10 protein-coding genes and 1 pseudogene are annotated in these 10233 nt (G+C 67.0%); 9 read left to right on the top strand and 2 right to left on the bottom strand.

The features are described 5' to 3' along the window. From DC432_RS16820 to fdhA, 4 genes and pseudogenes are all read left to right on the top strand, one after another. Nucleotides 1-140: pseudogene (locus tag DC432_RS16820) on the top strand (cysteine desulfurase); the annotation flags it as partial. Beyond that, nucleotides 137-592, top strand: a complete 456-nt coding sequence (sufU, locus tag DC432_RS15090) for a Fe-S cluster assembly sulfur transfer protein SufU (protein WP_116538203.1) — start codon at nucleotides 137-139, stop codon at nucleotides 590-592. The pseudogene DC432_RS16820 and the gene sufU, both read left to right, overlap by 4 nt. 345 nt (nucleotides 593-937) lie before the next feature. After that, nucleotides 938-1375 (top strand): iron chaperone, encoded by a 438-nt coding sequence (locus DC432_RS15085; protein WP_116538556.1) that lies wholly within the window; start codon nucleotides 938-940, stop codon nucleotides 1373-1375. Nucleotides 1376-1673: 298 nt separating this feature from the next. Continuing rightward, a complete protein-coding gene (fdhA, locus tag DC432_RS15080; protein ID WP_108320835.1) occupies nucleotides 1674-2891 on the top strand; it encodes a formaldehyde dehydrogenase, glutathione-independent in 1218 nt (405 codons plus the stop codon). Between the two features lie 124 nt (nucleotides 2892-3015). Here the strand turns inward: fdhA and DC432_RS15075 are convergent, their stop codons facing one another. Both DC432_RS15075 and DC432_RS15070 read right to left on the bottom strand, forming a co-directional pair. Next, nucleotides 3016-3993: an SRPBCC family protein gene (locus DC432_RS15075; protein WP_116538555.1), complete on the bottom strand. Its 978-nt coding sequence runs from the start codon at nucleotides 3991-3993 to the stop codon at nucleotides 3016-3018. A gap of 17 nt (nucleotides 3994-4010) precedes the next feature. Next, the gene (locus DC432_RS15070) at nucleotides 4011-4370 is read right to left on the bottom strand and encodes an ArsR/SmtB family transcription factor (RefSeq protein ID WP_116538554.1); all 360 of its coding nucleotides are present in this window, start codon (nucleotides 4368-4370) and stop codon (nucleotides 4011-4013) included. Between the two features lie 139 nt (nucleotides 4371-4509). Here DC432_RS15070 and DC432_RS15065 point away from each other — a divergent pair, with 139 nt between their 5' ends. From DC432_RS15065 to DC432_RS15045, 5 genes are all read left to right on the top strand, one after another. Further along, nucleotides 4510-5379, top strand: a complete 870-nt coding sequence (locus DC432_RS15065) for a TnsA-like heteromeric transposase endonuclease subunit (protein ID WP_306342056.1) — start codon at nucleotides 4510-4512, stop codon at nucleotides 5377-5379. Further along, a complete protein-coding gene (locus DC432_RS15060; RefSeq protein ID WP_116538553.1) occupies nucleotides 5372-7408 on the top strand; it encodes a Mu transposase C-terminal domain-containing protein in 2037 nt (678 codons plus the stop codon). Before DC432_RS15065 ends, DC432_RS15060 begins: the two co-directional genes overlap by 8 nt. Nucleotides 7409-7410: 2 nt before the next feature. Then, the gene (locus tag DC432_RS15055; RefSeq protein ID WP_036294962.1) at nucleotides 7411-8475 is read left to right on the top strand and encodes a TniB family NTP-binding protein; all 1065 of its coding nucleotides are present in this window, start codon (nucleotides 7411-7413) and stop codon (nucleotides 8473-8475) included. Nucleotides 8476-9035: 560 nt separating this feature from the next. After that, entirely contained in the window at nucleotides 9036-9770 is a 735-nt protein-coding gene (locus DC432_RS15050; RefSeq protein ID WP_158497516.1) for a zinc-ribbon domain-containing protein, read from the top strand. Between the two features lie 198 nt (nucleotides 9771-9968). Continuing rightward, nucleotides 9969-10233 (top strand): transposase (locus DC432_RS15045; RefSeq protein WP_165801298.1); only part of this gene is annotated, 265 nt, incomplete at its 3' end.

The following is a 10233-nucleotide window of genomic DNA, read 5'->3' as shown; positions in this document are numbered from 1 at the left end:
GCGCCCAGCCGCTGCACCGCCGCTTCGGCCTGACGGCGTCGGTGCGCGCGAGCGCCGCGATCCACACGACCGAGGCCGAGATCGACACCTTCCTCGACGCGGTGTCGGGCGTGCGCGGCTTCTTCGGGGTCGGCGCATGAGCGGGCTGGAGTCGCTGTACCAGGAGCTCATCCTCGACCACGCCAAGAACCGGCGCGGCTTCGGTCTCGCGGAGCCCGGCGCGCACAGCGCGACGATTCATCAGCGCAACCCGATCTGCGGCGACGAGATCACGCTGCGCGTCGACGTCGAGGGCGACCGCGTGGCATCCGTCACTTGGGAGGGCGCGGGCTGCTCGATCTCGCAGTCCTCGGCCTCCATGCTCGTCGCCCTGCTGCAGGAGGACGGCGGCGACGACGGCATGCCGACCGCCGACGTCGAGGCGCTCATCGCGCAGTTCCGCGAGGCGCTGCGCTCACGCGGCAAGATCCCGCTCGACGAGGAGACCTTCGCCGACGCCGCTGCCCTCTCGGGGGTGTCGAAGTACACCGCGCGGGTCAAGTGCGCGATGCTCGCGTGGGTCGCGCTCGAAGAAGGGCTGCGGCAGGCCTGAGGTCGCGGCGGCGGCGCGGCCTCGTGCGGCGTGGCGGGGCCGGGCAGCGCGGCGGGGCCGGGTCCGGCATCCCGGAACTCGGAGAAACGCACGAAACTCGGAAGATCCCCCGCGAAAAGTCCGAGAACGGCGCCTTTCTCCGACATCCGTGACGGCGCGGCGCGGCGCGAGCGCCTAGCCCGGCCCGGCGGCGCGGCGGCGCGGCGGCGGCGGGTGCCAACATCCCGGAACTCGGAGAAACGCACGAAACTCGGAAGATCCCGCGCGAAAACTCCGACAACGGCGCCCTTCTCCGAGACCCGTGTCGGCGATAGCCTTCCCGCAGCGAGCGAGAGGGCGGATGCCATGGCCGGAGCGGGATTCAGCGACGAGGAGCGCGCGGCGATGAAGCAGCGTGCCGAGGAGCGCTCGGCGATGAAGGGCCTGAAAGGCCTGGCCAAGCTGCAGAAAGAGAACGAGGCCTGCCTCGAGGCGATCGAGAAGCTCGAGGGCGTCGACCGCGCGATCGCCGAACGCGTGCACGTGATCGTGCTCGAAGAGGCCCCGCACCTCAACCCCAAGACGTTCTACGGCTTCCCCGCCTACGCCAAGCACGGCAAGGTCGTGGTGTTCTATCAGCCGGCGTCGAAGTTCAAGACGCGCTACGGCACGGTCAGCTTCGACGAGACCGCGCAGCTCGACGACGGACCCATGTGGCCGGTGTCGTTCGCGGTTCTCGAGGTCACGCCCGACGTCGAGCGCGCGCTCAGGGATGCCGTGCGCAGGGCCGCCCCGGCGGAGTAGGCGCACCGCGCGGCAGCGGCTGCGCGCTCGACCATCCGATGTTCGCCTCCGTTCCGGACCGCGGTGGATGACCGCCGCCACCTCGGCTCCACGGCATCCGGGTCCCGTCATGCGCCCGCCTCGGTGCATCGAACGCTCCCGCCCACCATCCCTTGACGCGCCGGAGTTCCGGGTCTTGGCTGAGGGCATCCCTCGCGTCGCTCACGGCCGAACCCGGTCGCGCGTCGCACCGGGTGCGGTCGCGGTCGCACCCGGCGGGCACGATCAGGTCGGGACGACCCGGCCGGAAAGGACGAAGATGTCCGGCAACAAGGCAGTGGCGTACAAAGAACCCGGTGTCGTCGAGGTCATCGACACCCCCTACCCCGAGTTCGAGCTCAAGGACGGTCCGGGCGTCAACCCGGCGAACGTCGGTCGCAAGGTCCCCCACGGGGCGATTCTGCGCACCGTCTCGACCAACATCTGCGGTTCCGACCAGCACATGGTCCGCGGACGCACGACCGCACCGGCCGGTCTGGTGCTCGGGCACGAGATCACGGGCGAGGTGATCGAGGTCGGCCCCGACGTCGAGTTCGTCAAGGTCGGCGACATCGTCTCGGTGCCGTTCAACATCGCCTGCGGTCGCTGCCGCAACTGCAAGGAAGGCAAGACCGGCATCTGCCTGAACGTGAACCCCGACCGCCCCGGCAGCGCCTACGGCTACGTCGACATGGGCGGCTGGGTCGGCGGGCAGGCCGAGTACGTGCTCGTTCCCTACGCCGACTGGAACCTGCTCGTCTTCCCCGACCGCGAGCAGGCGCTCGAGAAGATCCTCGACCTGACGATGCTCTCCGACATCTTCCCCACCGGCTTCCACGGCGCCTATACCGCGGGAGTCCGCCCGGGCTCGACGGTGTACATCGCCGGCGCCGGGCCGGTCGGCATCGCCGCGGCCGTCGGCGCTCAGCTGCTGGGAGCGGCCGCGGTGCTCGTCGGCGACTTGAACGCCGACCGCCTCGAGCAGGTGCGCGCGATGGGGTTCGAGAGCGTCGATGTGTCCAAGGGCGACCCGCGCGACCAGATCGAGCAGATCCTCGGGACTCCCGAAGTGGATGCCGCGGTCGACGCGGTCGGCTTCGAGGCGCGCGGGCACGGGTCGGACTCCGCGCACGAAGCCCCGGCGACGGTGCTCAACTCGCTGTTCGACGTGACCGCGGCGGGTGGGGCTCTTGGCATCCCGGGCCTGTATGTGACGGGTGACCCGGGCGGTGTCGACGAGGCGGCCAAGGTCGGCTCGCTGTCGCTGCGACTGGGCCTCGGCTGGGCGAAGTCGCTGTCGTTCACGACCGGTCAGTGCCCGGTGATGAAGTACAACCGCCAGCTGATGATGGCGATCCTGCACGACAAGGTGCAGATCGCCAAGGCGGTCAACGCCACGCCCATCAGCCTCGACGAGGCCCCCCAGGGGTACGCGGACTTCGACAAGGGCGCCCCGCGCAAGTACGTGCTGAACCCGAACGGGTACATCAAGAGCTGACGCGCGGAGCTCGGAGAATCGCACCGAACTCGGACTTCTCAACGGCTGTTGTCCGAGAACGGTGCGATCATCCGAGTTTCGACACCCGGACGGATGCCGCGACCCCGCCGCCGCGGCATCCGTCTCATGTCAGGACGACGCGCTCCATGCGGCGGAAGCTCTCTTCCATCCCGTCGACCATGCCGGTGGCGAGCACGGCGTCGCGGGTCGCGGCATCCGGGTACTCGATCACGAGCGTGACGAGGGTGGCGCCGTCCTCCTCGTACAGCGAGAGGTCGTTCGTCGTCGTCGGCAGGTCGGTGCCCGTCATGTGCTCGGTCTGCACCATGCGTCGCGGCTCGTCGAGCAGCAGGATCTCGCCGTCGAAGCCGAACCCCTCGCCCTCGGTGCCCGGCTCGGGCTCCCAGGCGATGCGGTAGCGGCCGCCCTCGCGCCGATCGATCTCGCTCACCGACATGCGCCACCCGTCGGGGCCGAGCATCCACTGCCGCATCAGGTCGGGGTCGAGGTGCGCGCGCCACACGAGCTCGCGCGGCCCCTCGATCAGACGCGTGATGCGCACGTGCTGATCGCTGAGGATCTCGAGCCGCGTCCCCTGGCCCTGGGCGAAGGCGCGAAGGCCCTGCAGCACCGCGTCGAGCTGATTCATCGCGAGGGTCGAGCCCTCGACGGCGCCCATCGCGACGACCTGCTCGAGGGCGTCGGCCGAGGTGAAGTGGCTGACGTTCGTCATGCGCGCGCCCTCGGGCGTCGCCTCGAAGGTGAAGACCATGCGCATCGACGGCATCCCCTCGAGGGGGTCTCCGTTCTCGTCGGCGAACGAGTCGATCACCTCGAAACCGCGCGGTTCGTCGATGGCGGTGAACTCCCACGCGCCGCCGGCGCGCTCTCCGCGCGGCGAGGTCATGTGGTACTTCGCGTACCCGCCGACGCGGAAGTCGAAGGCGTCGAAGGTCGACGGCCACCCCGGGGGTCCCCAGAACCGCTCGAGCTGGCGCGGGTCGGTGAAGACGGCCCAGAGCCGCTCGGGCCCGACCGCGAAATCGGCGATCAGGGTCATGGTGAGCGCCTCGAGGTCGCTCTCGACGGATGTGACGGGCATGGCGACTCCTTCGTCGGTCAGTTCTGGGGGGTGGATGCCGCGGCATCCGGCTCCGCGGACAGCAGAGCGTCGAGGCGGTCGATGCGACCGCGCCACAGCTCTTCGTACGAGCGGAGCAGCTGCTGCGCCCGGTCGAGGGCGGCGGGGTCGGCACGCACGAGCCGGACCCTCCCCTCCGCGCGTTTGGTGATGAGCCGCGCCTCGGCGAGCACGGCGATGTGCTTGGACACCGCCGCGAACGACATCGCGTAGGCCGCCGCGAGCTGCGTCACCGACTGCTCGGAGACGAGCGTGCGTCGCACGATGTCGCGCCGCGTGGCATCGGCGAGGGCGTGGAACACCCGGTCGATGTCGGCGTCCCTCTGTTGTTCAACCATTTGGTTGCACGTTAGCGCGGAGCGCCGACGGTCGCAAGAGGCTCTTGTCGGGAACGGGTTTGCGTGACACAACGGCTCTTTACCTGACATACGGCATGAGCTCGATGACACGGAATGTCACTTACTCCGCGAGTCGCGCGTGTCACCCGCCTCTCCGCATATAGACCGGTGCCAGGAGGTCCCGGTGCGTCCAGTCGAAACTGCGAAGCAGATCACGGTGCGGCGTCGCTCGCCGTACACGGAGGCCCACTGGCTGCCCCGCTCAATCGACGACACGGTCCGATCCCCCGTTCGCCAGGACTACGCGATCGTCACACGAGACGTTGGAGAGCGGGACTGGGCGTCGATAAATCCGAGGCGTGTTCGCACATCGAAGGGTGTCCGGCACCGCTTCACCAACTCGATGTACTTCTGGCAGCGGACGCGTAGCCATGTCTGGTGCGAGTCTCAGGAGGAGCGCTGGGAATTGCTATGGCTCGACTTCGGTGCACAGGTGGAGCGCCTTTGGGCGCAGCCGATGGCGATCGCCTTTGGGCACGGTTCGCGCCTAGCGGGATATTCGCACGTTCCCGACTTCCTGGCTCAGTTCACAGACGGTAGCTACGGGCTGTTCGATGTCCGCCCGGAGGAAAGCCTGAAGCACGCGACGCGTCTACAGTTCGACGAAACTGCTAAGACCTGCGAGACGCTCGGCTGGCACTACCGAGTTCTCACCGGTCACGACACGCTTGCGACGCGGAACCTCGACTGTTTGTCTGCATCGCGCCATGAGCGCTGCGCGCCGGTCCCTGAGATCGAAGCGCTGATCCTCGATGCCGCCCGGGGCGGGCGCACTCGACGCGAGTTGTGCGAGATCGCGTCTCCGGAATGCCCACCGCTGGCGGCAGCTTGGGTCGACAACCTCGCGTGGCGCCGTCTTCTCCACCTGGATCTAGGAGCTGTCTTCAACAGCGACACCGTGTTCACGTCGTCGGAGCGCGTTCTGGAAGGGGGGAGATCCAATGCCTGAAGAGCACAAGCTGCGGCTGGGCGACATCGTTGAGATCGACGGGGAGTCGTGGGCGTGGGAAGGAGTGCGTCGGGGTACCGAGGCCAAGTTGCGCCGCGAGGGAACCGCCGACGACTGGATGGTCATCTCGGTTCCCGAGTTACTTGCTCATGCGGGCAGCTCGAAGCGTGATGTGGATCTTCCGCTGCGGATCGCTGGCGGCGATTGGCCAAGTGACGTACTCGACATGGAGAGGCACTTGCTGGAAGCATTTCGGGGTATCCCGATGGCCCCGACTGCAACCGGGCCGCGCCCGCAGTATGACCCTGCCATTACGACACAGGAGCAGCGGATTGCGTCGAAGATCGCGGAGACGGCCGGCACGTCATTGGCCCGCTCGCGGAAGGCGCTGTTCAACTTCTGGAAGGTCTATCAATCGCACGGTGTGGCGGGGCTGGACGCCCGGATGCACAGACGGGGCAAGCGAAGACTTGTGATCGCGAGGGCAGATCCGCGACTGGTCGCCGTCATCGACCGTGCGCTGGACGATCGCAGGGATATGCCGACTACTACTCGACGCCACTGCGCGTTGCTGGTGCGTCGGATGCTGGAGAGCATGTACCCGGGCGACCCGGTCTGCGATATCACTGACACCACGCTGCAGGGTTACATCAATGAGCGAGACGCGGGTCGGTACAGCTTCGATAAGGCCACCACTCGGCGCACGGCCGCGAACAGTCCGGATCGCCAACACTTCTCCGGCAGCGCCTTCCGACTCGGAGCGGTGTGCGAGATCGACTCGACGCTGCTGGATGTGCAGGTGTGGGATGACAGGGGCAACACCTACCGCCCCACTGCGACCGTGCTTTTCGATGTCGCGAGTCGAGTGCCTCTCGCATGGGCGATCCACGCTAACTCGCCGAACGGATTCGATCACTCACTTCTGCTGGCTCGTGCCATCGTGGGGCGCCGTGCGATTCCAGGGTCCGCTGCCGCGGTGCTTTCCGGATCCGCAACTCTTCCCATTGAGCTGATGAAGAGAGTGAATCCGTACCTCGACGACGACTCGTTGGCTGTGCCCTGGATCTTCCCTCACGCGATCACGATCGACGGAGGCGCCGACTTTCGCTCTGCGACGTTTGAGGCTGCGTGTCGCGCGTTCGGCATCACCCTGGTGCTGGCGCCCCCGAACGCCGCTACGGTGAAGCCGCATGTCGAGCGCAACTTCGGAACCACATCGACCAGCTTTGCGACCTGGCTGGCCGGCGCGACTGGCAGTTCGGTCGCGAACAGGGGTAAGCGGGATAACCCGACGCTGACGCTTGACTCGGTGCGGCTTGCGTTCGAGACATGGATCACGACGGTCTACTTGAACACACATCACGGCGGGTTGAAGTCGCCGCTGTTCCCGGGGCGGGAGTGGACTCCCAACCAGATGTACGCAGTACTGTTCGAGGTCGGCCCGGGCGTGCAGTTGCCGTTCCGCGCGGAGGACTTCTTCGCCCTCCTGCCTACAAAACCCCGCGTGATCAGCAGCGAAGGCATCGAGTTCAACAACCGGACCTACGACTCGCCGTTGCTGGCCGAACTGCGCGACCGCTCGTTGACAGGTGCGGCCACCGGCTCAACCCGGGCGCGGAAGTTCGACATCAGTTACGACCCTTACAACTCCAACGCCGTGTGGGTGCGCCACCCAGAGACCGACGAGTGGATCGAGTGCTGGGACACCGCGCTCGACGACAAGGCGGCGTGGATGGTCGCCGAGGCTGCAGTCAAGCTGGTCGAACGATTCGGCTCCGGTGACCCAGGCGAGACCCCGAAGAGGACGGAGCTCCTGGATGTCATGGAGAGGCGGGAGCGCAGCGACAAGCGCGCCCGCAATCGCAACCTTCGCGACAGGGCCACCGGCGCAACGGCGCCCTATATGTCCGATTCCGGCGCGACGAACCCGGAGCCGATCGACCTGGACGGATGGACCGACCCTGCCGATGTCGGTGACATCGACTGGGACTCGCCGGAGTACGACATCGTCACGGTGAAGGAGTTCTGAAGGTGATCGTCCAACCTCTGGTGCTACACCACGCGCGCAAGACCACCCTGCTCGGACTGCGTGAGGCGTTCACCGCTCTTCCGCCCCCGCCTCCCCCGCTGTCGTTCGCCGAGTACTCCACCCTGCCGACGAGAGGGCGGGCTGCGTACGATCAGGCCCGGGACGACTTCCTCCATCTCACGCTGCGTGTGCCAACACCAGAGCAGGACATCGGCGCCCGGATCCTGGCCAAGCTCATCGCCTCAAATCCGCGCCGGAAGAACTCACGCCGCGGTCTGATGATCTCCGCGCCCATGTTCTACGGCAAGACCGAGTTGGCGCTGCTTCTCGCCCGCTCTACTGAACAGTCGCACGCCGCCCGTAATCCTGACTACGTCGACCGCGGGGAGGTCCCGGTGGTGTGGACGGAGATGACCGACCACTCCACCGGCAAGGCACTGCTTGCCCAGATCATCGAGTTCCTCGCACCCACCGTCTCGGTGCCGCTTCACGCGAACACCGACAGACTCCGCAAGATGGCGGTCGACATGCTGCAGACTCATCGCACCAAACTGCTGGTGATCGACGAGGCCCACCGACTGGGCGGTAGCGAACCCTCCAGCGTCATCAAAGCGCTGCAGAACGAGTCATCCGCCACCGTCCTCCTTGTCGGCATCGCCCTGGGAGGGGGAAAGGCGTTCGGAAGCACAGAAGGGCTTCAAGTCCGCATGCGGTGCGACATGGTGACGCTGCGCAAGACCGATCTCAAAGAGGACGAGGGTCGGGTGCTGTGGCATCGGTGGGTGGCTGTCTTCGACCGCAATCTCCCGTTGTGCGGTCACGCCCCGGGGCTCCTAACCCGCAACGCGGCAGTCCTCCACAAGGCTGCAGGGGGCCAGCTCTCCGTACTGGCAATGATCGTCGAGCGGCTGATCGCCGCGACCCTGGACGACACCGCCCGCAGGAACGAACGGGTGACACGCCAGCGGCTGTACGCAGTGCTGGATGACTTGCGGTACACGACGCCGGTCCGGCACAAGATCACTCTCGAGGACCTCCACGAGGACGACCTTGACGAGGCCGCGTGATAGGTGAGCTCGCATGGGCAGTCCGCCCCAAGTGGCACAGGCTCGAGTCGCCGCGCTCGTACCTACGGCGCCAGTGCGAAGCCGCAGGGGTACCGCTCGAGATCGCCGAGCGGGGACTGACCACCCGAGCGCAGCCCTACCTGAACCGTGTCTGGGCCGTCGAGGGCGCGGCCGCAGCAATCGTTGAAGCTGGCGCGGGGCGACCCGCTGGTCACTACGCAAGATTGAAGGGGCACGCGCAGCCGAATCCCGAGGGAACTTATCCTGAGCGATTCCTCTGTCGGCTTTGCGGCGCGGGAGAGCGCGTGGAGCAGATCCCACATGATCGCGAGAACTGGTGCCTTCGGCATCCTGGGCAGATGGTGTGGGCCGGTCCAGGCACCCCGCCCGCGTCGCAGCCGGTCCTTCCGCTCGATCCCGCTCAAGCACACGCCGAACATAGGTTCCGGCGGTTGGTCAGCGCCGGCCGCGTCTCTGCACAACTTCACGCGCGAGTGTGGGAAATGGTGCGCGACGACGCAGTCCTGAGCAAGCCGCATGGCTCGCTGCTAACGAGAGGCATGAGCGCCGACAACCGCGAGATCCTTGGCCGCGCATTGCTGTACCCCGTGACCGTCGCCATGCTCGAAGTCCTCTCCGACAAGACGACGGTCGAGCGATGGCGGTCGTCGTCAACTAAGAACATCCGCGCCGCCATTGCAGATGACATCCCACGGGTCGGCGGTCCCGCCGACATCTTGATCGAGAGGGTTGTGCTCTGGCTGCGGCCGACTCGTCGCGCAACACGGCCTACCCGTTTCGCATCGTTGTACATTCCACTAGATGTCGTGGATGCTGCGGCGATCATCGATGTCACCGCCCCCTATCCGCTCTGGGTGCAGCGAAATCCGAGTGCCGTTGCTGAATGGGCCTGGGGTTTGAACGACCACACACGCAACCCATGGGAGACGCGCGGGATATCAAGGAACGCGTGGTGGGCCTGCGACGAGGGCCATATGTGGGAGGCAAGCCCTTCCACGCGGGGCCTCGCCATGAGCGGGTGCCCTTACTGCGCTGGCCAGCGAGCGTGGCCGGGGCATACAGACCTCCGAACAACTCACCCCGACCTCGCCCGGGAGTGGGACAAGACTCGTGGTCGCAATGCCGGCGACCCCAACCATGTCGGCGCCAACTCGGGCCGACGCGTCAAATGGCGGTGCCGGAGCGGGCATCGGTGGGAGGCTCCGATCCGAGCCCGGGTGACGAAGGGACTTGGCTGCCCGTACTGCGACGGCACGCGCGCCGTGCGGGAATAGCCATCCATGGCTTGCCTCCTCGTCGCGATTGCGGCTCGTCAGGATCGACGCCGAAGCGCCGAGCAACCTTGACCAGGTAGTCATTCTTGGGAAGCTGCTTACTTCCCCTCATCCACCCTCGGGCCAACGAAGGGGCCTGCCCCCTGATCTTGGACACGCTGATTCCAGCACGAACGCTGGGGAAGCGAGAATCCAAGGATGGCAAGGAAGAACTACACCGACGAGTTCCGGCGGCGGGCGGTGGACCTGTACGAATCGACGCCGGGCGCAACGCTCGAGGGCATCGCGGTCGATCTCGGCATCTCTCGCGGGGCGTTGAAGGAGTGGGTCGACAAGCTCGGCTCCGGGACGACCGCGAGCGGTGGCGTGGCGGTGCCGGTCGGGCCTCGGTCGGAGTCGCAGGCGGCGCGGGTGGCCCAGCTCGAAGCGGAGAACTCGGCGCTTCGAGCTGGGCCACCCGCGC

The sequence above is a fragment of the Microbacterium testaceum genome (assembly GCF_003075375.1).
Classification (GTDB): domain Bacteria; phylum Actinomycetota; class Actinomycetes; order Actinomycetales; family Microbacteriaceae; genus Microbacterium; species Microbacterium testaceum_E.
Note: the sequence above shows the minus strand (reverse complement) of the source record. Positions and strands in the feature narration are given on the sequence as shown.